The sequence below is a fragment of the Pseudomonas sp. PME37.24/025 genome, from assembly GCF_055556615.1.
In genome coordinates, this window is sequence record NZ_JBVHNK010000016.1 from 110266 (window position 1) to 134990 (window position 24725).

Annotated in this window: 21 protein-coding genes; 16 read left to right on the forward strand and 5 right to left on the reverse strand. The window is 59.2% G+C overall.

Annotated elements, in window-relative coordinates; genetic code table 11:
• The 10 genes from rlmN to ACZ3HH_RS25925 all read left to right on the forward strand — a co-directional run bounded on the left by rlmN (position 1) and on the right by ACZ3HH_RS25925 (position 11029).
• Positions 1-1149: a dual-specificity RNA methyltransferase RlmN gene (gene rlmN / locus ACZ3HH_RS25880; RefSeq protein ID WP_007903600.1), complete on the forward strand. Its 1149-nt coding sequence runs from the start codon at positions 1-3 to the stop codon at positions 1147-1149.
• Positions 1150-1161: 12 nt separating this feature from the next.
• A complete protein-coding gene (pilW, locus tag ACZ3HH_RS25885; protein ID WP_007903601.1) occupies positions 1162-1920 on the forward strand; it encodes a type IV pilus biogenesis/stability protein PilW in 759 nt (252 codons plus the stop codon).
• The gene (locus tag ACZ3HH_RS25890) at positions 1920-2951 is read left to right on the forward strand and encodes a RodZ domain-containing protein (RefSeq protein ID WP_465808900.1); all 1032 of its coding nucleotides are present in this window, start codon (positions 1920-1922) and stop codon (positions 2949-2951) included. The genes pilW and ACZ3HH_RS25890 overlap by 1 nt, the downstream gene beginning before the upstream one ends.
• A gap of 3 nt (positions 2952-2954) precedes the next feature.
• Positions 2955-4064 (forward strand): flavodoxin-dependent (E)-4-hydroxy-3-methylbut-2-enyl-diphosphate synthase, encoded by a 1110-nt coding sequence (gene ispG, locus ACZ3HH_RS25895; RefSeq protein ID WP_010457850.1) that lies wholly within the window; start codon positions 2955-2957, stop codon positions 4062-4064.
• A 24-nt stretch (positions 4065-4088) separates the two neighbouring features.
• A complete protein-coding gene (gene hisS / locus ACZ3HH_RS25900) occupies positions 4089-5378 on the forward strand; it encodes a histidine--tRNA ligase (RefSeq protein WP_253549701.1) in 1290 nt (429 codons plus the stop codon).
• A gap of 40 nt (positions 5379-5418) precedes the next feature.
• Positions 5419-6060 carry a tetratricopeptide repeat protein gene (locus ACZ3HH_RS25905; RefSeq protein ID WP_007903605.1) on the forward strand — a complete coding sequence of 214 codons (642 nt, stop codon included), beginning with the start codon at positions 5419-5421 and terminating at the stop codon, positions 6058-6060.
• A complete protein-coding gene (gene bamB / locus ACZ3HH_RS25910; RefSeq protein ID WP_032830306.1) occupies positions 6053-7204 on the forward strand; it encodes an outer membrane protein assembly factor BamB in 1152 nt (383 codons plus the stop codon). Before ACZ3HH_RS25905 ends, bamB begins: the two co-directional genes overlap by 8 nt.
• A 135-nt stretch (positions 7205-7339) precedes the next feature.
• Entirely contained in the window at positions 7340-8809 is a 1470-nt protein-coding gene (gene der / locus ACZ3HH_RS25915; RefSeq protein ID WP_008070964.1) for a ribosome biogenesis GTPase Der, read from the forward strand.
• A 292-nt stretch (positions 8810-9101) separates the two neighbouring features.
• On the forward strand, positions 9102-10250 hold the full coding sequence (locus ACZ3HH_RS25920; protein WP_465808904.1) for a pyridoxal phosphate-dependent aminotransferase: 1149 nt from the start codon (positions 9102-9104) through the stop codon (positions 10248-10250).
• Entirely contained in the window at positions 10238-11029 is a 792-nt protein-coding gene (locus ACZ3HH_RS25925; protein WP_465808906.1) for an amidohydrolase, read from the forward strand. The genes ACZ3HH_RS25920 and ACZ3HH_RS25925 overlap by 13 nt, the downstream gene beginning before the upstream one ends.
• A 205-nt stretch (positions 11030-11234) precedes the next feature.
• On the opposite strand, the gene leuA is transcribed toward ACZ3HH_RS25925, so the two are convergent.
• A complete protein-coding gene (gene leuA, locus ACZ3HH_RS25930; RefSeq protein ID WP_465808908.1) occupies positions 11235-12914 on the reverse strand; it encodes a 2-isopropylmalate synthase in 1680 nt (559 codons plus the stop codon).
• A gap of 396 nt (positions 12915-13310) precedes the next feature.
• Between leuA and ACZ3HH_RS25935 the strand changes: the two genes are divergently transcribed.
• A complete protein-coding gene (locus tag ACZ3HH_RS25935) occupies positions 13311-13667 on the forward strand; it encodes a hypothetical protein (RefSeq protein WP_465808910.1) in 357 nt (118 codons plus the stop codon).
• A gap of 136 nt (positions 13668-13803) precedes the next feature.
• On the opposite strand, the gene ACZ3HH_RS25940 is transcribed toward ACZ3HH_RS25935, so the two are convergent.
• From ACZ3HH_RS25940 to ACZ3HH_RS25950, 3 genes are all read right to left on the reverse strand, one after another.
• Positions 13804-14625, reverse strand: coding sequence for a M23 family metallopeptidase (locus tag ACZ3HH_RS25940; RefSeq protein WP_253549722.1), 822 nt, complete (start codon positions 14623-14625; stop codon positions 13804-13806).
• A gap of 3 nt (positions 14626-14628) precedes the next feature.
• Positions 14629-16008: an exodeoxyribonuclease VII large subunit gene (gene xseA, locus ACZ3HH_RS25945; protein ID WP_038981755.1), complete on the reverse strand. Its 1380-nt coding sequence runs from the start codon at positions 16006-16008 to the stop codon at positions 14629-14631.
• Positions 16009-16223: 215 nt separating this feature from the next.
• Positions 16224-17120, reverse strand: coding sequence for a LysR family transcriptional regulator (locus ACZ3HH_RS25950; RefSeq protein WP_465808913.1), 897 nt, complete (start codon positions 17118-17120; stop codon positions 16224-16226).
• Between the two features lie 100 nt (positions 17121-17220).
• Between ACZ3HH_RS25950 and ACZ3HH_RS25955 the strand changes: the two genes are divergently transcribed.
• The 4 genes from ACZ3HH_RS25955 to guaA all read left to right on the forward strand — a co-directional run bounded on the left by ACZ3HH_RS25955 (position 17221) and on the right by guaA (position 22071).
• Positions 17221-17988: a sulfite exporter TauE/SafE family protein gene (locus ACZ3HH_RS25955; RefSeq protein WP_367372821.1), complete on the forward strand. Its 768-nt coding sequence runs from the start codon at positions 17221-17223 to the stop codon at positions 17986-17988.
• A 163-nt stretch (positions 17989-18151) separates the two neighbouring features.
• Complete coding sequence (locus ACZ3HH_RS25960; RefSeq protein ID WP_465808915.1) at positions 18152-18700, forward strand: sugar ABC transporter ATPase; 549 nt, start codon at positions 18152-18154, stop codon at positions 18698-18700.
• Between the two features lie 230 nt (positions 18701-18930).
• Entirely contained in the window at positions 18931-20400 is a 1470-nt protein-coding gene (guaB, locus tag ACZ3HH_RS25965) for an IMP dehydrogenase (protein ID WP_123582295.1), read from the forward strand.
• Positions 20401-20493: 93 nt separating this feature from the next.
• Positions 20494-22071: a glutamine-hydrolyzing GMP synthase gene (gene guaA, locus ACZ3HH_RS25970; RefSeq protein ID WP_465808918.1), complete on the forward strand. Its 1578-nt coding sequence runs from the start codon at positions 20494-20496 to the stop codon at positions 22069-22071.
• Positions 22072-22143: 72 nt separating this feature from the next.
• Here guaA and treR read toward each other — a convergent pair whose 3' ends face one another.
• The gene (gene treR / locus ACZ3HH_RS25975; RefSeq protein WP_192345555.1) at positions 22144-22848 is read right to left on the reverse strand and encodes a trehalose operon repressor; all 705 of its coding nucleotides are present in this window, start codon (positions 22846-22848) and stop codon (positions 22144-22146) included.
• A 237-nt stretch (positions 22849-23085) separates the two neighbouring features.
• On the opposite strand from treR, the gene treP reads away from it, so the two are divergent.
• Entirely contained in the window at positions 23086-24528 is a 1443-nt protein-coding gene (treP, locus tag ACZ3HH_RS25980) for a PTS system trehalose-specific EIIBC component (RefSeq protein WP_465808920.1), read from the forward strand.
• The last annotated feature ends 197 nt before the right edge of the window (positions 24529-24725 follow it).

The window sequence follows — 24725 nt, forward strand, 5'->3', positions numbered from 1 at the left end:
ATGACTACATCGACTGTAAAAACCAACCTGCTGGGTCTGACTCAACAGGAAATGGAAAAATTCTTCGACTCAATCGGGGAGAAGCGTTTCCGTGCCGGTCAGGTAATGAAATGGATTCACCACCTTGGCGTCGATGATTTCGACGCCATGACGAACGTCAGCAAGGCCTTGCGCGACAAGCTCAAGGCTATTGCCGAGGTTCGTGGTCCTGAAGTTGTCAGCGAGGACATCTCCACCGACGGCACCCGCAAGTGGGTGGTTCGTGTGGCGTCCGGCAGCTGCGTCGAGACCGTGTACATTCCCCAGGGCAAACGCGGCACTTTGTGCGTTTCGTCCCAGGCAGGCTGTGCCCTGGATTGCAGTTTCTGCTCCACCGGCAAGCAAGGTTTCAACAGCAACCTCACCGCCGCCGAAGTGATCGGTCAGGTGTGGATTGCCAATAAATCGTTCGGCAGCATCCCGGCGACCGCCGATCGTGCCATCACCAACGTGGTGATGATGGGCATGGGTGAGCCGCTGCTGAACTTCGATAACGTCGTGGCCGCCATGCATCTGATGATGGATGACCTGGGCTACGGGATCTCCAAGCGCCGCGTGACCCTGTCCACTTCGGGCGTGGTGCCGATGATCGATGAGCTGTCCAAGCACATCGACGTGTCCCTGGCGTTGTCGCTGCACGCACCAAATGACGCATTGCGTAACCAATTGGTGCCGATCAACAAGAAATATCCGCTTAAGATGCTGCTCGAGTCGTGCCAGCGCTATATGTCGTCCCTGGGCGAAAAACGCGTGCTGACCATCGAGTACACCTTGCTCAAGGACATCAACGACAAGGTTGAACATGCCGTTGAGATGATCGAGTTGCTCAAGAACATTCCGTGCAAGATCAATCTGATTCCGTTCAACCCGTTCCCGCATTCCGGTTACGAACGTCCGAGCAATAACGCGATTCGCCGTTTCCAGGATCAGCTTCACCATGCAGGCTTCAATGTCACCGTACGCACCACCCGCGGTGAAGACATCGATGCCGCGTGTGGCCAATTGGTAGGGCAGGTGCTGGATCGCACCCGTCGCAGCGAACGTTATATCGCCGTGCGCGAGTTGAGCGCCGAAAACGATATCGCGACAAACGCCGCGAACAATAATTAAGAGAGGATCTCTATGTCCCTGCGCTTCGCGCTGCTTGTGCTGTTGGCCAGCCTCTGTGCTGGTTGTGTCCTGTCGGGCGATTTCAACCCGATGAAGACCAGCAAGGGCCGTGATGAAGCGCGTGCCGCTTACGTGCAGCTGGGCCTGGGGTATCTGCAGCAAGGCATGACCGAGCGCGCCAAAGTCCCGTTGAAGAAGGCTTTGGACCTGGATAGCTCGGATCCTGACGCCAACGCGGCCCTGGGGCTGGTGTTCCAGGCCGAGATGGAACCCGAACTGGCCGATCAGCATTTTCGCAAAGCGTTGTCTTCTCGCCCCGCCGATGCGCGAATCCTGAATAACTACGGCAGTTTTCTTTTCGAAGAGAAACGTTACAAAGAGGCGTACGAGCGCTTCGAACAGGCCGCCGCCGATACCCTGTATCCTGAGCGTTCACGGGTTTTCGAAAACCTGGGCATGACCGCTTCAAAGCTTGGCCAGCGTGATCTGGCCCGCCAGCAACTGGAAAAAGCCCTGCGTTTGAATCGCCAACAGCCACGTGCATTGCTGGAAATGGCTGAGTTGTCTTACGAAGACAGGCATTATGTGCCCGCGCGTGACTATTACGACCGTTTTAGCCTGCTCACCGAACAAAATGCACGTAGTCTGTTGCTCGGCGTTCGGCTGGCAAAAGTGTTCGAAGATCGCGACAAGGCCGCCAGTTTTGGCCTGCAATTAAAACGACTCTATCCCGGTACGCCGGAATATCAGCAATACCTGTCGGAGCAATGATGAAAGCGGCGCATCCCGAAGTTGTAGCAGCGAATCGCGTTAACCCCGGTGAGACTTTGCGCCAGGCCCGCGAAAGCAATGGCTGGTCGCTGGCCGAAGTGGCCCTCAAGCTCAACCTCACCGTCAATTCCCTGAGTAACCTGGAAGCCGGCGCTTTCGACAAGCTGCCTGGGCATACCTTTGCTCGTGGCTATATTCGCGCGTATGCCAAATTGCTCGGCATGGACCAAACCGTTCTGGTCCAGCAGTTCGACCAATCTACCGGTACCGACTCCCAGGGCAGCAACGTCCACAGCCTGGGTCGTATCGAAGAGCCGGTTCGGGTTTCTCACACCATTTTGCGAATTGTCAGCCTGCTGTTGCTGCTCGCGGTGATTGGCGGTGGTTTTGTCTGGTGGCAGGATCAAACCTCATTGCGCACCAAGGACCTGGTTGGCCTGGCTCCCGAACACGTTGAAGTCGAAGGCGCCGACGGCACCACTCAGATTCATCCACTGGACGAGCCGGAAGATCAGGCCGTTGCACAAGGTCAGGCTGAAGGTGAAACGCCTCTTGCGCTGCCTCAAGCCGAAACTTCGGCCGAAGAGCCAGTCAGTGCCGAAACGAGCGCACCGGTTCCAGCGCCAGCGGCTCCAGCAGTAACGCCTGCGGCTGCGGCCCACAGCACTGCTCCGGTTGTTGCGACACCGGCGACACCAGCCCCGGCTGTTCCCGCTGTACCGGCACCGGTTATCACAGCCCCGATTGCTCCGACTGCCCCGGCTTCAGCTCCGGCAACTCCGGTGGCCGGCCAAGGCCAGGTTCAACTGCAATTCACTGCCGATTGCTGGACGCAAGTGACTGATGGCACCGGCAAGGTGCTGTTGAGTGGTCTCAAGCGTAAAGGCGAAAATGTTACTGTCAGCGGCAAGCCACCTTTTTCCGTACGTCTGGGCTTCGCCCGTGGCGCGCAGGTCAGCTACAACGGGCAGGTGGTTGATGTCGCTCCGTTCACCAGTGGCGAGACTGCTCGCCTGAAGTTGGGTCAATAAGTCATGCACGGCGAATCTCCAATCAAACGTCGCGAATCCCGCAAGATCTGGGTCGGCAACGTGCCCGTGGGCGGCGATGCGCCTATCGCTGTGCAGAGCATGACCAACAGCGACACTAATGACGTGGCCGCCACCGTGGCCCAGATCAATCGTCTGGAAGCCGCTGGCGTCGATATAGTGCGGATTTCCGTGCCGGACATGGACGCCGCCGAAGCCTTCGGCAAGATCAAGCAGTTGGTCAAAGTGCCATTGGTGGCCGACATCCACTTCGACTACAAGATCGCTTTGCGCGTAGCCGAACTGGGCGTCGATTGCCTGCGGATCAACCCGGGCAACATCGGTCGTGAAGACCGCGTGCGTGCGGTGGTCGATGCCGCCCGTGATCGCGGGATTCCGATCCGCATCGGCGTCAACGCCGGTTCCCTGGAAAAAGACCTGCAAAAGAAATATGGCGAGCCGACTCCAGCTGCGCTGGTCGAGTCCGCCTTGCGTCACGTTGAGCACCTCGAGCGCCTGAATTTCCAGGACTTCAAGGTCAGCGTGAAAGCTTCCGACGTGTTCATGGCCGTCGCCGCCTACCGCTTGCTGGCCAAGGAAATCGTCCAGCCGCTGCACTTGGGTATTACCGAAGCCGGTGGTTTGCGCTCAGGCACGGTGAAATCTGCCGTGGGCCTCGGTATGCTGCTCGCCGAAGGGATTGGCGATACTATTCGCATCTCGTTGGCGGCCGACCCGGTCGAGGAAGTGAAAGTCGGCTACGACATTCTCAAGTCCCTGCACCTGCGTTCCCGTGGCATCAACTTCATCGCCTGCCCGAGCTGCTCGCGACAGAACTTCGATGTGGTCAAAACCATGAACGAGCTGGAAGGGCGCCTCGAAGACCTGCTGGTGCCGCTGGATGTCGCGGTAATCGGTTGCGTGGTCAACGGGCCGGGCGAAGCCAAGGAAGCCCATATCGGCTTGACCGGCGGCACACCAAACCTGATTTACATCGACGGCAAGCCGTCGCAGAAACTGACGAATGACAATCTGGTGGATGAGCTTGAACGCTTGATCCGTCAGAAAGCGGCCGAAAAGGTCGAAGCTGACGCAGCAGTCATTGCGCGCGGCTAAGTCGAACGAATTTAAGGATTTAAAGTGAGCAAGTCTCTGCAAGCCATTCGTGGCATGAACGACATCCTGCCCGAACAGACTCCCCTATGGCGTCATTTCGAGGGCACTGTTTCGCGTTTGCTGGATAACTACGGTTACAAGCAAATTCGCATGCCGATCGTCGAGTTCACCGAGCTGTTCAAACGCTCCATCGGTGAAGTGACCGACATCGTCGAAAAAGAGATGTACACCTTCGACGACCGCAACGGCGATTCTCTGACCCTGCGCCCTGAAGGCACAGCGGCCTGCGTGCGTGCGGTGCTCGAGCACGGCATCACCGGCGGCGGCCAAGTGCAGAAACTCTGGTACATCGGCCCGATGTTCCGTCACGAACGTCCACAGAAAGGTCGTTATCGCCAGTTCCACCAGATCGGTTGCGAAGTCTTCAACCTCGACGGTCCGGACATCGACGCCGAGCTGATCGTGCTGACCTGGCGCCTGTGGGGCGAGTTGGGTATCCGCGATGCGGTCAAACTCGAACTCAACAGCCTGGGCACCAGCGAGTCCCGTGGTCGTTATCGTGAAGCACTGGTCGAATACCTGTCCGCTCGCCTGGATCAACTGGACGAAGACAGCCAGCGCCGTCTGAAGACCAACCCGCTGCGGGTTCTGGATACCAAGAACCCCGACACTCAAGCGGCGTTGGCCGACGCGCCAAAGATGGCCGACTACCTCGACGAAGAGTCCCGCGTGCATTTCGAGGGCCTCAAGGCTCGTCTGGACGCCGCCGGCATTCCTTACGTAATCAACCCGAAGCTGGTTCGCGGGCTGGATTACTACAGCAAGACCGTTTTCGAATGGGTCACCGACAAGCTGGGCGCCCAGGGCACCGTGTGTGCCGGTGGTCGTTACGACGGTCTGGTGGAGCAAATGGGCGGTAAGCCGACCACGGGCGTTGGCTTCGCCATGGGCATCGAGCGTCTGGTGCTGCTGCTTGAAACCCTGGAGCAGATTCCCGAAGAAATCTCCCGTCAGGTCGATGTCTACCTCTGCGCCTTCGGTGAAGCCGCCGAGTTGGCCGGTCTGACCTTGAGCGAGCGTGTTCGTGATCAATTGCCCAACCTGCGCCTGCAAGTCAATGCCGGCGCCGGCAGCTTCAAAAGCCAGTTCAAGAAAGCCGACAAGAGCGGTGCGCTGTACGCATTGATCCTCGGTGACGACGAAATGGCCCAGCAAGTGGTAGGTTTCAAACCCCTGCGTGGCCAGGGCGAACAACAAAGCATTGCCTGGGATGCGCTTGCTGCACACCTGGCCACCTGCGTCGTGCAGGGTTGAAGCTGTCAAACAGCCGATTTAGCGATTAAGGAGTATTGGGGTGTCGAGTACCGAAGACGAACATCTGGCGGAGTTGAAGGACTGGTGGACACGCAACGGCAAGCCCCTGGTCACTGGCGGCCTGTTGGCGCTGGTCATCGTGTTCGGCTGGCAGGCCTTTCAGAAGTATCAGAGCAATCAGTCGCAAGGCGCCTCGATTCTCTATCAGCAATTGCTCGAAACCACGCTGACGCCTGATGGCAAGCCTGATGCTGCACGTGTTTCGGATCTGGCTGGCAAACTCAACAGCGAGTTCGGCGGCACTGCTTATGCGCAATATGGCAGCCTGTTCGTGGCGAAAGTCGCGGTCGACAGCGGCAAGCTGGACGACGCAGCCAGCGAGCTGAAAGCCATTGTCGCCAAACCGGCCAACCCGGCACTCGGCGAAATTGCTCGTCAGCGTCTGGCGCAGGTACTGGCCGCGCAGAACAAGGTCGATGAAGCCCTGAAATTGCTCGAAGGCGATGCCGACAAGGCTTTCCTGGCTACTCGCGAAGAACTTAAAGGCGACCTGCTGGTGCAGTTGGGTCGTACCGACGAAGCGAACACGGCGTATCAAAAAGCCAAGGCGGCGCTGTCGGATGAAGCGGCGGTCGGTGGCCTACAAATCAAGCTGGACGACCTGGCCAAAGGGGATGCGTGACGTGATCCGTTGGAAACATGCAGCATTGCTGGCTCTGGCCATATTGGCCGCGGGTTGCAGCAGCAACAGCAAAAAAGAATTGCCACCGGCCGAGTTGACCGACTTCAAAGAAGAAGTGGTTCTGCAAAAGCAGTGGAGTCGTTCGATCGGTGACGGTCAGGGCGAAACCTACAACATGCTGGTTCCGGCGATCGATGGCGATACCATCTATGCCGCCGACGTCACCGGTGTGGTGATGGCGATGGATCGCAGCAATGGCGACGTCAAATGGAAGAAAGATCTCGAACTGCCTGTCTCCGGCGCCGTTGGCGTGGGTTATGGTCTGGTCATGATCGGCACGCTCAAGGGCGAAATCGTTGCCCTGGACGCCAGCAGCGGTGAAGAGAAATGGCGCGCTCGCGTGACCAGTGAAGTGCTCGCGCCGCCGGCCACCAACGGTGACGTTGTTGTGGTTCAGACCCAGGATGACCGTCTGATCGGTCTGGATGCCGCTACCGGCAACCAGCGCTGGTTGTATGACAGCACGCCAGCGGTTCTGACCCTGCGCGGCACCAGCGCACCGATCGTCACCAACCGTCTCGCGGTGGCTGGTCTGTCGACTGGTAAAGTGGTCGCTCTGGATGTTTCCAACGGCGTGCCGGTTTGGGAGCAGCGCGTAGCGATTCCACAAGGTCGTTCGGAGCTTGAGCGTGTGGTCGATATCGACGGTGGCTTGCTGCTGTCCGGCGGTACACTGTATGTCGCCAGCTACCAGGGGCGTGTCGCGGCACTGGACCTGGAAAGCGGTCGTCAGCTCTGGCAGCGTGATGCTTCCAGCTATGCCGGCGTTGCCCAGGGTTTTGGCAGCGTCTACGTGAGCTTGTCTGCAGGCACCGTTGAAGGCGTCGACGAACGTTCTACCACTGCGTTGTGGAGCAACGACTCGCTGGCCCGCCGTCAGCTGTCGGCTCCGGAAGTGTTCTCCAGCTATGTTGCAGTCGGTGATATGGAAGGTTACCTGCACCTGCTGAGTCAGGTGGACGGTCGTTTCGTCGGCCGCGAGCGCATCGACAGCGACGGCCTGCGTGCCCGTCCGCTGGTGGTGGGTGACACGATTTATCTGTATGGCAACAGTGGCAAACTGGAAGCCCTGACCATTAAGTAAAGACTATGCTTGGGGTTTAACCCCCAAGCGGCCCCGTTCTGCGGGGCTCGCAGTGCTTACAGGCGCTGCCCCGAGCACCAGCCGCTGCCTCGCAGCGGCTTTTGTATTTTCTGAAATAACGAAGTGGAGAGCCGCATGGTTCCCGTAATCGCCCTGGTGGGCCGACCGAACGTCGGCAAGTCCACCTTGTTCAACCGCCTGACCAGGACTCGCGACGCCATCGTCGGCGACTTGTCCGGTCTGACCCGTGATCGCCAGTACGGTGAGGCCAAGTGGCAAGGGCGTTCCTACATTCTGGTCGACACCGGTGGTATCTCCGGTGACGAGCACGGTATGGACGAAAAAATGGCCGAGCAGTCGCTGCTGGCCATTGAAGAAGCGGATGTTGTTCTGTTCCTGGTAGATGCCAAGGCCGGTTTCACCGCCGCCGACCAGATGATCGCCGAGCACTTGCGCAAGCGTAACAAGCGTTCTTATGTGGTCGCCAACAAGGTCGACAACATCGACCCTGAAATGGCCCGCGCTGAATTCGCTCCGTTGGGCATGGGCCATGCGATTCCGATCGCCGGTGCGCATGGTCGTGGCATCACCCAGATGCTGGAAATCGCCTTGAGCGACTTCCCGAAAGACGACGAAGAACCGGAAGAAGGCGAAGAAGAGATCGTTGCCGAAGGTGAGGAAGCCAAGCGCATTCCTGGCCCAAGCGAAAAAGACGGGATCAAGATCGCCATCATCGGCCGCCCGAACGTCGGCAAGTCGACCCTGGTCAACCGCATGCTCGGTGAAGACCGGGTTATCGTTTATGACCAGCCCGGCACCACCCGCGACAGTATCTACATCCCGTTCGAGCGTAACGACGAGAAGTACACGCTGATCGACACCGCCGGTGTGCGCAAGCGCGGCAAGATCCACGAAGAAGTCGAAAAGTTCTCCGTGGTCAAAACCCTGCAAGCGATCAAAGACGCCAACGTGGTGATCTTCGTGATGGACGCCCGCGAAGGTGTGGTTGACCACGACCTCAACCTGCTGGGCTTTGCCCTTGAAGCCGGTCGTGCGTTGGTCATCGCGATCAACAAGTGGGACGGCATGACGCCGAGTGAGCGCGACTTTGTGAAGGTCGAGCTGCAACGTCGACTGTTCTTCGTCGATTTCGCCGATATCCACTTCATCTCGGCCCTGCACGGCACTGGCGTAGGTAACCTCTACGCGTCGGTACAGAACTCGTTCAAGTCCGCGGTCACCCGCTGGCCGACCAACCGCCTGACCCAGATTCTGGAAGACGCGGTCGGCGAGCACGCGCCACCGATGGTCAACAACCGCCGGATCAAACTGCGTTATGCCCACCTGGGTGGCGCGAACCCGCCGATCATCGTGATCCACGGTAACCAGATCGAGAAGGTGCCGAAGTCTTACGTCCGTTACCTGGAAAACACTTACCGTCGTGTGCTCAAGCTGGTCGGTACGCCGATCCGCATCGAGTTCAAAGGCGGCGAGAACCCGTACGAAGGCAACAAGAACTCGCTGACCGATCGCCAAGTCAACAAGAAGCGCCGCATGATGTCGCACCACAAAAAGGCCGACAAAAAGCGCCGCGACAAGCGCTGATTCACTACCTCACTCTTTTTTGGGAGGGGCTTGTTGTGGCGAGGGAGCTTGCTCCCGCTCGGCTGCGCAGCAGTCGCAAATCAGCCGATGCGTTCTGCCTGAACGACTTCGGTTGTGGATATTGGGACCGCTTCGCGGTCCAGCGGGAGCAAGCTCCCTCGCCACAGGTATTGCGGTGAATGTATTAGAAGAAGGGCGCCGGTTGGCGCCCTTTTTTTATGGGCGCCGTTTGGGCTATCCTCGAGCTCTCCCGTGCCGCCGTTAGAGCCGGGTGTAGCGCAGGGAATCATCGATGATCACCAGTAAGCTGCCGAATGTCGGCATCACCATCTTCACGCAGATGTCTCAGCTCGCGGCGCAAACCGGGGCGATCAATCTGTCTCAGGGGTTTCCCGATTTCGACGGCCCGCAGGCCCTGCGCGATGCAGTCGGTCGGCATATCGCCAGTGGCCACAACCAGTATTCGCCGATGACTGGCCTGCCAGTGTTGCGTCAGCAGATTGCGGCGAAGATCGCTCGCAGCTACGGCGCCCATGTCGATGCCGACAGCGAAGTGACGGTCACCCCCGGCGCAACTCAGGCGATCTTCTGCGCCATTCAGGCGGTGATCCATGGCGGTGACGAAGTCATCGTGTTTGATCCGGCCTATGACAGTTATGAACCTTCGGTGGAGCTGGCCGGTGGTCGTTGCGTGCATGTGCAACTGGGCCTCAACGATTTCAGCATCGACTTCCAGAAACTTGCCGAGGCGCTGAGCCCGCGTACGCGGATGATCATTCTTAACACCCCGCACAACCCCAGTGGCGCACTGATCAGCCGTGCCGAGCTGGATCAACTGGCGGCGCTGATCCGTGATCGCGACATCTATGTGATCAGCGACGAAGTCTACGAACACCTGGTGTTCGACGGCGTGCCTCACGTCAGCGTATTGGCCCACGAAGAACTCTATCAGCGCGCATTTGTGGTCAGTTCATTCGGCAAGACTTACCACGTCACCGGTTGGAAAACCGGTTATGTAGTGGCGCCGCCAGCCCTTACCGCGGAGCTGCGCAAGGTTCACCAGTACGTCAGTTTCTGCGGCGTGACACCGTTGCAATACGCGTTGGCCGATTACATGGCCGAACACCCGGAACACGTCGAAGAGTTGCCGGACTTCTATCAGGCCAAGCGCGATCTGTTCTGCGATCTGCTGACGCCGTCACGCTTCAGTTTTACTCGCGTGGCCGGTACTTACTTCCAGTTGGTCGATTACTCGCAGATTCGCCCGGACCTCAATGACGTCGAGATGGCGCTGTGGATGACCCGCGAACATGGCGTCGCGAGCATCCCGATCTCGGTGTTCTATCAGACGCCACCCGAAGGCCAGCGCCTGGTGCGCCTGTGCTTTGCCAAACGCGAGGAGACCCTGCGCGAAGCAGCGGCAAAACTATGCGTGATCTGAGTGCTCTGCCCAATCTGAATGTCGCGCTGATCCAGACCACCCTGGCCTGGCATGATCGTCAGGCCAATCTGCAGCATTTCGAGCCCTTGCTGGAACAGGCTCGCGGCGCAGATCTGGTCATCCTGCCGGAGATGTTCACCACCGGTTTCTCCATGGAATCGGAAACCCTCGCCGAGCCGGAAAACGGCCCTACCAGTAAATGGTTGCGGGTTCAGGCGGCGAAACTGGACGCGGTGATTACCGGCAGCATCATCGTCCAGGTGGCTGACGGCAGCCATCGCAATCGTCTGTTGTGGGCGCGGCCGGACGGGGAGGTGTGGCACTACGACAAGCGCCACCTGTTTCGCATGGCGGGCGAGCACAACCATTTCACCCCGGGCGAGCGTCAAGTGCAGTTCGAATTGAAGGGTTGGCGAGTACGGCCGCTGATTTGCTACGACCTGCGTTTCCCGGTCTGGAGCCGCGACCCGCAAGATACCGATTTGCTGTTGTACACCGCCAATTGGCCAGGCGCCCGGCGTCAGCACTGGAACCGTTTGCTGCCGGCCCGGGGGATCGAAAACCTCTGCTATGTGGCGGCGGTGAACCGCATCGGTACCGATGGCAAAGGCTTTGCGTATACCGGTGACAGTCAGGTGCTGGATTTTCAGGGTGAGACGTTGCTCAGCGCAGGCGATGCCGATGGGGTCTTCAAGGTCGTTCTGGACGCGGCGGAGCTGGCGGCCTATCGCGCACGGTTCCCGGCGAATCTGGATGCGGATACCTTCGAGTTCACCTGAGATTTTCGCTGTCTGATCTGCCGTCATCGCGAGCAGGCTCGCTCCCACAGTAGATCGTGTGAACCCCCAATTTTGTGTTCACCCAAAATCCAATGTGGGAGCGAGCCTGCTCGCGATGAGGCCATGACAGGCGACACAAAAAATACAGGCAAACAAAAAGGCCCCGAGATTCACACCCCGGGGCCTTTTGCATTGCAGTGGAGGTTTACGCCGCTTTCGCTTCCGGCTGGCTCAGGGAGCGGTTCAGCGCACTAAACAGGGCCTTGAAGCTGGCGGTGGTGATGTTTTCATCGATACCGACGCCGTGCACCGCACGCTCACCATTCACCCGCAGTTCAATGTAGGCCGCAGCCTTGGCATTGGTGCCCGCGCCGATGGCGTGTTCGTTGTAGTCCATGATTTCCACCGGAATCGGCAGACCGGCCACCAGCGCTTCCAGGGCGCCGTTGCCTTTGCCACGCCAGTGCAGGTTGGTTTCGCCCTGACCTTTGCTGGAGACTTCCACTTCCACGGCGCTGTGACCGTTTTCTTCCTGCAAGCGATGGCTGACCAGCGCATACGGGGTGTTGGCCTGCAAGTACTCGCTGTGCAGCAATGCGTGGATCTGCTGGGCTGTCATCTCCAGGCCCAGGCGATCAGTTTCACGCTGCACGACCTGGCTGAACTCGATCTGCATGCGGCGCGGCAAGTTGATGCCGTATTCCTGTTCCAGCAGATAAGCGATACCGCCCTTGCCCGACTGGCTGTTGACGCGAATCACCGCCTCGTAGCTGCGGCCGATGTCGGCCGGGTCGATCGGCAAGTACGGCACTTCCCACAGGGCGTCCGGTTGCTGCTGGGCGAAGCCTTTGCGGATTGCATCCTGGTGGGAGCCGGAGAACGCGGTGTGAACCAGATCGCCGACATACGGGTGACGTGGGTGCACCTGGATCTGGTTGCATTCTTCGACGACTTTGCGCACGCCGTCGATATCGGAAAAGTCCAGTTCAGGGTGGATGCCCTGGGTGTAGAGGTTCAATGCCACGGTCACCAGGTCGACGTTACCGGTCCGCTCGCCGTTGCCGAACAGGCAGCCTTCGACACGGTCGGCGCCGGCCATCAGGCCCAGCTCGGTGGCGGCTACGCCAGTGCCACGGTCGTTGTGGGTGTGCAGGCTGATGATCACGCTGTCACGACGGTTGATGTGGCGGCCGAACCATTCGATCTGGTCGGCATAGATGTTCGGGGTGGCGCATTCGACGGTGGCAGGCAGGTTGAGGATCACCTTGTGCTCAGGCGTCGGGTTCCACACTTCGATCACCGCGTCGCAGACTTCCTTGGCGAATTCCAGTTCGGTGGCGCTGAAGGTTTCTGGCGAGTACTCGAAAGTCCACTCGGTTTCCGGCTGCTGGGCGGCGTATTTGACGAACAGTTTGGCGGCGTTCACGGCGATGGCCTTGATCCCGTCCTTGTCCTGGTTGAAGACAATGCGGCGGAAGGAAGGGGAGGTCGCGTTGTACAGGTGAACGATGGCTTTCTTGGCACCGCGCAGGGATTCGAAGGTACGTGCGATCAAGTCTTCACGGCCCTGGGTCAGCACCTGAATGGTGGTGTCGTCCGGGATGTGGCCGTCTTCGATCAGGGTACGCACGAAGTCGAAGTCAGTCTGCGAGGCGGCCGGGAACGAGGCTTCGATTTCTTTCACACCGACTTGCACCAGAGTTTTCCAGAAACGCAGCTTCTTGACCGCGTCCATGGGCTCGATCAGCGACTGGTTGCCGTCACGAAGGTCCGAGCTGCACCAGATCGGCGCTGCGGTGATGGTCTTCGATGGCCAGGTGCGGTCCGGGATGTCGATGGTCGGGAACGCGCGGTATTTCGAAGACGGGTCTTTGAGCATGCTCATCGGGAAATCCTTATTGTGTGGGCCGAAAAAAGGCGGCCTGCCGGTGGATCAAATGTTCTGGGGGTAAAGCGTAAGACGAGGCACCGCGATTCAGCCTGGCAGTCGTGCGCTGACGAGGCACAGGCTGCGGTGCTGGCGAAGCTGAATGAGGGTGTGAGAGGTTTTCATGCCTTCAACCCTAACCGCGGGGGGAAAGGATGGCAAGCAGTCGAAAAAAATTGAGAGGAATACTCGAAAAGGCCGATTTATCGAGATTTTATTGCTCTTGTTGGCGCTCATTGTATTGATGCTTGCGTGAGGTTTGAGCGATGCGCAATTGACGGTTGGCGATTGCAGTTCGGTCGACGCAGCTATTCTTAAAGCCTCAACCAGGCGACCAGAAAGCAGGAGTTGGCAATGAACGAGTCGGATTGGAAGCTCTATAGCGCATTGCGTCCGGTAGCCCATGAGCGGATGTGTATCCGGATCATGGAGGAGGTCGAGCGTACGGTGCTGGATAAAAGCCTGGCGCCTTATGAACGTATTGAAGCCAGTGAAGAAAGGCTGAAGGCCGGTCAGCAGGAGCTGTATTGGGCGTTTGGCGTTTTCAGTCACTCACGCAATGAGGCGCCTGCTCATTTACTGGGGCTGTGTACTCATGAGCTGATCACATCTGCAGAATTGGCTGGTTTCTCGGAGGAAACCCAGAGCTGGATCAAAGAGTGTCTGGCGCACAGGGCGGTCCACGGGATTGAGGACCTTGAGGCGGAATAAGCGGCGCCTGTGACATTGCCTTCGCGGGCAAGCCACGCTCCCACAGTTTCTGTGTCGTTCACAGATTTTGTGTACGACACAGAAACTGTGGGAGCGTGGCTTGCCCGCGATAGAGGCCGGTAGCCTCACCAGCTATTTAAGGCTGAAACGCCCCAATAAAAATCGCCGGATCCACCCGCGCATCATTCAAGCTGATGTTCCAATGCATATGCGGCCCGGTCGCGCGCCCGGTGGAGCCGACTTTCCCGACCACGCCACCACGCGCCAATTGCTGGCCAACCTTCACATCGATCTTCGACATGTGGCAGAACATGCTGATAAAGCCCTGGCCGTGGTCGACGAATACCGTATTGCCGTTGAAGAAGTAGTTACCGATCAGGATCACCTTGCCGGCGGCCGGGGTTTTGATCGGCGTACCGGCAGGCACCGCGAAGTCGAGGCCTGCGTGTGGATTGCGTTCTTCGCCATTGAAAAAGCGGCGCACGCCGAACTTGCTCGACAGCGGCCCGTTGACCGGTTTGTCCAACAGCAGATTGCTCGGGGTGTTCGGGCTAAAGCTGCGGTAGGCCTGGATCTGCTCCGCCAGTTCACCCTCGATGCGCTTGAGATTCTCCGGGTTCGGATTGACCTGCTGAGTGTTTTTCAGGGTGATGTGCTGTTCCGGGTATTTCTTGCCGCCGACGGTGAAGTTCAGGTTACGACCGCCACTGCTAAGCGACTGGCTGCCCGGTTTGACAGTCAGCGGCACGCCGACAATGGCCAGCCAGTTGTTCTGTTCCTTGACCACCAATACCGGTTTGCCTTGATAGCTGGCTTTGGGTGCCTGGGCGGAGCTGCCCAGATCCACCACCGCCACGCCCCCCGGCACCGGTTTGTTCAACAGGCGGGTGATGTAACTGTCGGCGTGGGCGTTGAAGGTCAGGCACAGCAATAGCAGCGGAGCTAAAAAACGCGGCATGGATCAATCCAGTAAAGAAAGGGTGACAGGCGTCAGGTGATTGTCTTCGACGCGCACTTGCAGTTCGCCTTCGCCCAGTTTGGCTTTCAGGCGCTGGCCGGTATGGGTCTGCGCGGCGCTGCGAATCGCGTTGCCGCGCTCGTCCAGCAGAATGCTGTAGCCACGCGCGAGGGTCGCCAAGGGGCTGACCACGTGCAGCGTCTGCATCTGACTTTGCAGTTGCAGCCGACGGGATTTAAGACCTTCGCGCATGGCCCGGGGCAGGCGCTCGGCGAGGCTGTCGAGGCGCTGGCGAAGCATCGCCAGTTGTCGCCCCGGATGTTGCCCGGCGAGGCGGGTTTCCAGGCGGATCAAACGTTCGCGACGGGTATTGAGGCTGCGTTCGAACGCGCGGCGCATGCGCATGTCCAGATCATCCAGACGTTGTGCTTGCTGACGCAGTCGTTCGCCGGGATGACGCAGGCGTCGGGCCATGCCCTCCAGGCGTAGCCGATCGCGCATCAAGCGGTCGCGGATGCGCATCACCAGGCGTCGGTGCAGGCTTTCGACACGACGCACCAGATCGCTGGAATCCGGCGCGAGCAGTTCAGCGGCGGCGGACGGTGTCGGGGCGCGGACGTCGGCGACAAAGTCACTGATCGATACGTCGGTTTCGTGGCCGACGGCGCTGACAATCGGCGTCACGCAGGCATCCACGGCGCGGGCCACGGCTTCTTCGTTGAAACACCAGAGGTCTTCCAGCGAGCCGCCACCACGGGCCAGGATCAACGCGTCGAAACCGCGGGCATCCGCCAGTTTCAGTGCGCGGACAATTTGCGCGGTGGCTTCGCGGCCTTGCACGGCGGTGGGGATCAGCGTCAGTTGGATCTGCGGCGCGCGGCGGCGGAACACACTGATGATGTCGCGGATCACCGCGCCGGTGGGCGAGCTGATGATGCCGATGCGTTGCGGATGCGCCGGCAGCGGCACTTTGCGCTCGGCACTGAACAGGCCTTCAGCACTGAGCTTTTCCTTCAACGCATCGAAGGCCAGGCGCAAGGCGCCGTCACCGGCCGGTTCCACGGTGTCGAGAATCAGTTGGTAGTCGCCACGACCTTCAAACAGCGAAACCTTGCCGCGAACCTTGACCGCCAAGCCGTCCTTCAACGCTTGGCGAACCCGCGCGGCGTTCTGCCGGAACAGCGCGCAACGCACCTGTGCGCCGCTGTCCTTGAGGGTGAAATACACATGGCCGGACGCCGGGCGGGCGAGGTTGGAGATTTCGCCTTCGACCCAGATGTTGCTGAACACGTCTTCGAGCAACACCCGCGCGCGGCCGTTGAGCTGGCTGACAGTCAGGACTTCCCGGTCCAGGCCGAGTCTTGCAAAGGGATCTTTAATCATGGGGCGCAGTTTAAAGGCATTCGGCGATCAATCTCCATGAATCAGCGTAAATCCCTTGTGGGAGCGGGCCTGTGGTGAGGGGGATTGTCGGAACGCCACCGCCCCGTTTGAGTGCGTAGCACTCACAAGATCTTTGATACATCAGAGATTGTTGGGCTGCTTCGCAGCCCAACGGGGGCAAGCCCCCTCGCCACAGGTCGCTCCCACGGGTGTTGCTACGGCAATCGGCTGAAGTGCTCAACGAATTGCTGAACCAGCGCAGTGGGACTCTGCCGATAGGCGAGGGCGACGGTGCTGTGGCAATCGGGGTCGGCCAAGGGCAGAAAGTGGATATCCGGCGGCGCAATGTCCTGCATCGATTCCGGTAACAGCGCGATGCCGAACCCGGCCTGGATCAATTGCAGTTGCGTGGTTTTGCGTGACACCACCCGAGCCGCCTGGGGAAAGAAACCCTGGCGCATGCACAACTCGGCGGACAGATAACTCAGGCCGCCGCGCTGTGGATGAGGGATGGAAATAAACGCTTCATTCTTCAACTGCGCCAGATCGATGCCTTGCGCGGACTTATCCACAGCCAGCCGATGATTCGGCGGTACCGCCAGCAACAGACGCTCGCTGTACAGCGGAACAATCTGCACCCCTTCACACTGACGCAGTACTGGCAGGCGCAACAGGCCCACATCAAGGCGACCTTCGGCCAATTCTTCCAGTTGCGCCTCGGAGGACAGCTTGACGATGTCCATCGACACACCGGCGTGCCGATCCAGATAGACGCTGATGCCTCTCAGCAGCCGACCGCTCATGGGCACCGTGCTGGAGTGACTCAGGCGCAATACGCCGAGTTGACCGGTGCCCACCTGAGTGGCCATCTCGCTGGCCTTGGTCAGTTCGTTCAGCAGGTTTCTCGCCCGAGGCAAAAAGGCCTCACCCGCCGCCGTCAAACGGGGCTGGCGCGCGGTACGTTCGAACAGCGGTGTTTGCAGCCGGGTTTCCATGTCCTTGATCTGTCGGCTCAAGGCTGATTGAGCAATAAACAGACGTTCGGCCGCAGCGCTGAAGCTGCCGCTCTCGGCGATTTCCACGAAGTAACGCAATTGGCGGGTTGAAAGCACAAGGCATGCCTTTTCGAGATGGGTGGTCGACATTGAAGATATTAGTCGCAACGCTCGGCGCTGGCTAAAGTCATCGCAGGAATTAAAGGAAGCCGTGACGATGAGTGTGCTGGAGTTGTTAAACCAATGGCCGTGGGGTGCGGTGGATTGGCTGGTGATCGGGTTGGGCGTTGCCCTGGCCTACATCGTGTTCGGTATCGCCGGTTTTGGCACCGCGCTGGTGGCCGGGCCGATTCTGATCCTGTTCATGCCGCTGTCGAAAATCGTGCCGCTGCTGGTGCTGCTGGATTTCGTCGCGGCATTCGGCAATCTGCTGCCTTCGCGACGGGATGTGGCGAGGCCCGAATTGCTGCGATTGCTGCCGTGCATGGCGGTGGGCTGCACGTTGGGGGTGATTTTTCTGCTGAACCTGAAATCCGATGTTTTACTGCTGTTGATGGGGCTGTTTATCAGCGCCTATGCGATTTACAGCCTGTGGATTAAAACCCGTCCGGCGCAATTGTCTGCCGGGTGGGCGGTGCCGATGGGCACGGTGGGCGGGATGTTCGGGGCGCTGTTTGGCAGTGGCGGCTTTTTATATGCGATCTATTTGAACAGTCGTCTGCCCAAGGATGCGGCCCGGGCAACCCAGAGTGCGCTGATCAGTTGCAGCACCGTGGTGCGTTTGAGCCTGTTTGCCATCGCCGGTGTGTATGCCGAGCTACCCTTGTTGGTATTGGCGCTGTGTTTGTTGCCGGCGATGGCGCTGGGGTTGTGGATCGGCCGGCGGTTGACCATGAAATTGTCCCGCGAGGCATTCGTGCGGCTGGTGACCTGGCTGGTGCTGGCCAGCGGGATTGCCTTGATCGGGCGTTATTTGAGTACTTGACCGGATTTCGTCAGGGATTAAGCTGCCGGCCGCAAATCCTGTGGGAGCGAGCCTGCTCGCGATGGCGGTGGGTCAGGCAACAACAATGTTGGCTGCAATGGCCTCATCGCGAGCAGGCTCGCTCCCACAAGGGTGGATCATTCAGCATTTGTAGGCTTGCACCATGAACTCCCAAAGCATCATCGTCCCGAAAATCTCCACCCTGCCGGTACACGAACCCCGGGCCCGGGCGGTCGTGCGTTGGCTGGTGCGCAAGAACATCATTAAAGAAGAACTGACCACCTGTGGCCGCACCGGCAATCGCATGGCCCACGCCATCGCCGACGGTGCCCGCGCCGTGGTCCTGCACCCTGACGCGCTGCCGTTCGGCGAGTCGATCAATGGCCTGGAAATCATCACCAAGCGCTGCATCTATACACCGGCCAAGGGGTTTCTCGAAGAAGCCGGCTGCGCCGAGTGCCGCAAGGAGATTGGCGAAGCGCTGTTCGAAAGTCTGGAAGAGTGGATGCCGGGGCGCACCGATAACTTCACGTGCCCTGAATGCGGGCATGAAGACGACATCAACGGATTTCTGTTCTTGCAGGAATGCGGTTTTTCCAACCTGGGTTTCATCTTCAACAACTGGCTCGAGGCTGGGTTCAAGCAGAGCTTCATCGACGAATTTGCCGATTGGCTGGATCAACCCGTGAGCTGGGTCAAAGTCGAACTCTGAACGCGGACGCCTTTGTAGGAGCTGCCGAAGGCTCGGGCCGCGTTCGGACGATCTTTTGATCTTGTTTTTGAAAATCAAAGTCAAAAGATCGCAGCCTTCGGCAGCTCCTACAGGGACGTCGTTTCTCCGTATGTCAGTAATGCCAATAATAGACAGAGTTTTACATTGAACCCGAGGGGGTGTCTGACTATAATGGCGCGCTTCCATTTTCCCGCTCGGGAGCCCCCGCGATGCTGCGTATCAGCCAAGAAGCTCTGACCTTCGACGACATTCTTTTAGTGCCCGGTTATTCCGAGGTTCTTCCTAACGAAGTCAGTCTCAAGACCCGCCTTACCCGTGGCATCGAGCTGAATATTCCACTGGTTTCTGCTGCCATGGACACCGTTACTGAAGCCCGATTGGCAATTGCCATGGCTCAGGAAGGTGGCATCGGTATCATCCACAAGAACATGACCATCGAGCAGCAAGCTGCCGAAGTGCGTAAGGTCAAGCGTTATGAGGCCGGCGTGGTCAAGGACCCGATCACCATCGAGGCTGACGCCACGGTTCGTGAACTGTTCGAACTGACCCGCATGCACAACATCTCCGGCGTTCCGGTACTGCACGATGGCGACCTGGTCGGCATCGTCACTTCCCGTGACGTACGTTTCGAAAACCGTCTGGACGCCACCGTCCGTGAAGTGATGACGCCTAAAGAGCGTCTGGTCACGGTCAAGGAAGGCGCCGACAAGAACGATGTGCGTGAACTGCTGCACAAGCACCGCATCGAACGCGTGCTGATCGTCGACGACAAATTCGCCCTCAAAGGCATGATGACCGTCAACGACATCGAAAAAGCCAAGGCTTACCCGCTGGCCAGCAAGGACGATCAAGGTCGTCTGCGTGTTGGCGCGGCAGTCGGCACCGGTAAAGATACCGGTGACCGCGTTGCCGCCCTGGTCGCTGCCGGCGTTGACGTGGTGGTGGTCGACACTGCTCACGGTCACTCCAAAGGCGTGATCGACCGCGTTCGCTGGGTCAAGCAGAACTTCCCTGAAGTGCAGGTCATCGGTGGCAACATCGCCACCGGCGCTGCCGCCAAGGCCCTGGCCGAAGCGGGCGCTGACGCAGTCAAGGTCGGTATCGGTCCTGGCTCGATCTGCACCACCCGTATCGTCGCCGGTGTCGGCGTCCCGCAAATCAGTGCCATCGCCAACGTCGCCGCTGCCCTTGAAGGCACAGGCGTTCCGTTGATCGCCGACGGCGGCATCCGTTTCTCCGGTGACCTGTCCAAGGCCATCGTTGCCGGTGCTTCCTGCGTGATGATGGGCTCGATGTTCGCCGGTACTGAAGAAGCACCGGGCGAGATCGAACTGTTCCAGGGCCGTTCGTACAAGGCTTACCGCGGCATGGGTTCGCTGGGCGCCATGTCCCAGGCTCAAGGTTCCTCCGACCGTTACTTCCAGGACTCCTCGGCAGGCGCCGAGAAACTGGTTCCGGAAGGCATCGAAGGGCGTGTTCCGTACAAGGGCACCCTGAGCGCCATCATCCATCAACTGATGGGCGGCCTGCGTTCCTCGATGGGTTACACCGGCAGTGCCGACATCGAAGAAATGCGCACCAAACCTGAGTTCGTGCGGATCACCGGCGCTGGCATGGCCGAGTCCCACGTTCACGACGTGCAAATCACCAAAGAAGCGCCAAACTACCGCGTAGGTTGAGGCTTCCAGCAATAAGTTAAGTAACCGGGGCTGTTTTCAGCCCCGAGTTGTTTCTGATTTTCTTCACCGAACTGCATAGACGAGACTGACCACATGGCCCTCGACATTCACGCCCACCGCATCCTGATCCTCGACTTCGGTTCCCAGTACACCCAGCTGATTGCCCGCCGCGTGCGTGAAATCGGCGTGTACTGCGAACTGCATCCGTTCGACATGGACGACGAAGCGATTCGCGAATTCGCTCCAAAAGGCGTCATTCTCGCCGGCGGCCCCGAGTCCGTGCACGTAGCCGACAGCCCGCGCTGCCCGCAAGCGGTGTTTGACCTGGGCGTACCGGTCTTCGGTATCTGCTACGGCATGCAGACCATGGCTGAACAGCTGGGTGGCAAGGTCGAAGGTTCCGAACTGCGTGAATTCGGTTATGCCCGCGTTGACGTGGTCGGCAAGAGCCGCCTGCTCGATGGCATCGAAGACCACATCGACGCTGACGGCCTGTTCGGCCTCGACGTGTGGATGAGCCACGGTGACAAGGTCACCAAGATGCCGGAAGACTTCCACATCCTGGCCAGCACCCCGAGCTGCCCGATTGCCGGCATGTTCAACGATGCTCGCGGCTACTACGGCGTGCAGTTCCACCCGGAAGTGACCCACACCAAGCAGGGCGGTCGCATCCTTTCGCGCTTCATCCTCGACATCTGCGGCTGCGAAGCCCTGTGGACACCTTCGAAGATTGCCGAAGACGCCATTGCCAACATTCGCGCCCAGGTTGGCACCGACAACGTGTTGCTCGGCCTGTCCGGCGGCGTTGACTCCTCGGTGGTTGCCGCGCTGCTGCACAAGGCTATCGGCGACCAGTTGACCTGCGTCTTCGTCGACAACGGCCTGCTGCGTCTGCACGAAGGCGAGCAAGTGATGGCCATGTTCGCCGAGAACATGGGCGTCAAAGTGATTCGCGCCAACGCCGAGGACCAGTTCCTGGACAATCTGGCAGGCGAAAGCGACCCAGAGAAGAAGCGCAAGATCATCGGCCGTACCTTCATCGACGTTTTCGATGCCCAGTCCAACAAACTGGATAACATCAAATACCTCGCCCAAGGCACCATTTACCCGGACGTGATCGAGTCGGCTGGCGCGAAAAGCGGCAAGGCTCACGTGATCAAGTCGCACCACAACGTGGGCGGCCTGCCGGAAGAAATGAACCTCAAGCTGGTTGAACCGCTGCGCGAGCTGTTCAAGGACGAAGTCCGTCGTCTGGGCCTGGAACTCGGCCTGCCGTACGACATGGTCTACCGTCACCCGTTCCCGGGCCCGGGCCTGGGTGTGCGGATTCTTGGTGAAGTGAAGAAGGAATACGCCGACCTGCTGCGTCGCGCCGACCACATCTTCATCGAAGAACTGCGCAAGGCCGACTGGTACCACAAAGTCAGCCAGGCATTCGTGGTGTTCCAGCCGGTGAAATCGGTTGGCGTGGTTGGCGATGGCCGTCGTTACGCCTGGGTCGTTGCCCTGCGTGCCGTGGAAACCATCGACTTCATGACCGCGCGTTGGGCACACCTGCCTTACGAACTGCTGGAAACTGTTTCCGGCCGGATCATCAACGAAATCGAAGGCATCTCCCGCGTCACTTATGACGTGTCGAGCAAGCCGCCGGCGACGATTGAGTGGGAGTGATCCCGGCTTTAGCTGATCGTCCGTAACAAATGAAAGGCCCCGTGAACGCGAGTTCACGGGGCCTTTTGCGTTTCAGCGCCGGGCCACGTCCGAAAAGTAGAACTTGTCCAGGGTATGTCGCGACTCGGTGTACTCGAATTGTCGACCGTCCTGCAGGAACGTCTGGTTACTGACCACGATCACATGGCTCTGGCCGTCGAGGTCCAGATGTTGCTGGTCGTCCTTGCTGCGGGGCACCGCTTCGATGGTGCGCTGGGCGTAGGCGATTTGCAGTTGCAGCGTCTGCTCGATGAAGGCGTAGATCGATTGTTCGGCGATATCGCGGGACAGGCCGGGAATCACGTCGCTGACGAAATGGTTGATGTCGAGGATCACCCGTTTGCCGTCGATTCGCCGCACGCGCTTGATCCGCGTGATCAGGCTGCCTTCTTCTGCCTTGATATGTTCGAGCAGCGGGCCTTCAAGGGGGATCTGAGTGAATTCGACCACCTCGGTGCTCACGTCGTTACCCAGTCGCGGGTAGGTTTCCTGGAAGCTGACGATGCCGCCGAGCTGAAATTCGATCGGGTTGGTCGACAGCACGAAGGTGCCTTTGCCGTGGACTTTCTGGGCAAAACCGCGCTCCTGCAATTGCTCGATGGCCTTGCGCACGGTGCCGCGACTGGCCTGATAGCTGTCCATCAGTTCGGTTTCGGAAGGCAGACGTGCGCCGCGTTCCAGACGTTCGGTCGTGATGCTGGCAAGCAGATCGCTGTAGATCTGGTTGTATTTACTCATGGGGATGGCTCTGTGCCGCGCTGTACTCAAGGTTTCGAACCTTAAGGGCAGGGTAGGGGTTTGTCCATGCGGCTTTGGGTTTCTTTGACTTCGGAGGTAGGAAATGTCGCCGCCTGTCGGGTTCAGGATAAACAAAACCAAACTCGTCTGTACGAGTTGTTGCAATAACTCGTACAGACGAGTACTTTTCGCTTCGGCGTGCTGCCAATAACAAAAAACTACAGTGGAAGAACAAGCATGAGCCACGACTATCCGAATATCGTCACTGAGCTGCTGCACAGCCTCGGTGGCAGCGATAACCTCGAGCAGGCCGCGCATTGCGTCACACGGCTGCGCCTGGCTCTCAAGGACCCGAAACTGGTCAATAGCGCCACGCTGAACCAGATCGATCTGGTTAAAGGTTCATTCTTTACCGGCGGCCTGTTCCAGGTGGTGATCGGCCCCGGCGAAGTGGAAAAGGTCTACGCCGAGCTGCGCCGGCAAACCGGTCTCGCCGCCTCGACCATCGCCGACGTCAAACAGAAAAGCGCCGACAAGATCAATCCGATGCAGCGATTGGTGCGGGTATTTTCCGACGTGTTCATGCCGATCCTGCCGGCGCTGATCATTGCCGGCCTGTTGATGGGCATCAACAACCTGATCGGCGCCAAGGGTATGTTCATCGAGGGCAAGACCCTGCTGGACGCCTACCCCAAGCTTGACGGGCTCTGGAGCCTGATCAACCTGATGGCCAACACCTCGTTCGTGTTTCTCCCGGCGTTGGTGGGCTGGTCGGCGGCCAAGCGGTTTGGCGGCAGTGAAATCCTCGGCATTGTGCTCGGCCTGATGCTGGTTCACCCGGATCTGCTCAACGCCTGGAACTACGGCAAAGCGGTGGCCGGGCTGGAGGGGCAGAGCCTGCCGTACTTCGACATCCTCGGCCTGTTTCAGATCGAGAAGGTCGGTTATCAGGGGCAGATCCTGCCGATCCTGATGGCGGCCTATGTGATGAGCGTCATCGAAAAATGGCTGCGAGCGCGAGTGCCTAACGCGGTGCAGTTGCTGGTGGTGCCGATCACCACCATCGTCGTCACCGGTGTGCTGGCGTTGGCAGTGATTGGCCCGGTGACCCGCCATCTGGGGATTCTCATCACCGAAGGCGTGGTCACTTTGTTTGATTTGGCGCCGATGGTCGGCGGGGCTCTTTTCGGTTTGCTCTACGCGCCGCTGGTGGTCACCGGCATGCATCACATGTTTCTCGCGGTCGACTTGCAATTGATCTCCACCCAGGGCGGCACCTTCATCTGGCCGATGATCGTCATGTCCAACCTTGCCCAAGGCAGCGCGGCGTTGGCGGTGTTCTACATGACCCGCAGTGTGCGGGACAAAAGCATGGCCTCGACCTCGGCGATTTCTGCCTATTTCGGCATCACCGAGCCGGCCATGTTCGGGGTCAACCTGCGCTACAAATTTCCGTTCTATGCGGCCCTGATTGGCTCGGCGCTGGGCTGCATCTTCCTGTCGCTGAACAAGGTCCAGGCCTCGGCGATTGGCGTGGGCGGATTGCCCGGTTTCATCTCGATCATTCCTCAATTCATTCCGATGTTCGTGGTCGGGATGGTGATTGCCATGGTCGTGCCGTTTGTTCTGACCTGCGGGTTGAGCATGAGGATTGTCCAGCCCGGGTATCGGGTCGTTTGATAGATCTCTGTGGCGAGGGGGCTTGCCCCCGTTCGGCTGCGCAGCAGTCGTAGAACCTGCAAATGCGGTGTGCCTGACGTAATGGCGTTGCAGATTTTAGGGCCGCTGCGCGACCCAACGGGGCGGTGCGGCGTTCCGACAAGCCCCCTCGCCACAAAAGAAATAGCCAGTACAAAACTTAATGAAGGAACCCCGCC